Origin of the sequence: Ligilactobacillus hayakitensis DSM 18933 = JCM 14209 (genome assembly GCF_000615845.1) — a bacterium.
GTDB lineage: Bacteria > Bacillota > Bacilli > Lactobacillales > Lactobacillaceae > Ligilactobacillus > Ligilactobacillus hayakitensis.
Genome location: NZ_BAML01000072.1, coordinates 1 through 887 on the forward strand (window position 1 = coordinate 1; position 887 = coordinate 887).

Here is an 887-nt window from a genome sequence, read left to right on the forward strand (position 1 = left end):
GTCGTTGATGTTCTTCATTGCATCATCGATTGCTTTTTGAGCTTCATTTACCTGATCTTGTGTTGCAGTCGGATTGTCAAATACTTTTTGCCCATCTGTTAGTGCTTTGTCTAAAGCATCTTTATCATTTTTGTCTACTGGAACTTTTGTTCCGTCTGCTAATGTTACTGCATTATCTTTTGATAATTTGTTTCCATCATTGATTGCTTTGTCTAAGTTAGTCTTGTCAACTGTTGGTTCAGCAAAGTTTACAATTACAGTTAATTCTTTTGTTTCACCTGGTAATGCATTACCTTCTGCATCCACACCATTACTTGGTAATGTTGCAATTACTTTAACTTCATTATTCTCACCTGAAGTTGGCAATGTTTGTCCTGGTTTAAGTGCATATTGAATAAGTGTATTTTCACCTTGAAGTTTTGCAATTTGTGGTTGACGACTAGCATCAAAACTTCCAGAAACATTAATTTGACCCTTAATTACATCAATTATTTCTTGTTCTGTTACACTTTGACCGTATTCTTTTTTAATAACCTTATTATCAGCGTGGTTAACACCTACAATTGATAAAGGATTACTGTTATCAGTTACGTATCGACTACCATCAGCCTCAACTACAGTGTTAGTTGTGTACATATCAGTTTGTGATTTAAATACGTCTGCAGTATATCCGCCTGAAACAACCACTTTACCATTTTCAGCTGTGTATGTTAAACCATTGTTTAAAGGTGCAATAGTTTGTGAAGCTGTTGATGAGTATGCCTTATCAATAGCAACATCCTTGTTGTAATCTGCAACAACAAATGGGTGTTGGATTTGTTCCACATTATTTTGATCAACCCAAATGTAACGAGTATTTGGTTGAGTTGCAGTAATATCAGGTGTAA

Annotated in this window: 1 protein-coding gene; it reads right to left on the reverse strand. The window is 34.8% G+C overall.

Annotated features, from left to right (window positions below):
* The coding region (locus JCM14209_RS10155) for a hypothetical protein (RefSeq protein WP_035520368.1) at nucleotides 1–887 on the reverse strand (887 nt) is incomplete at both ends.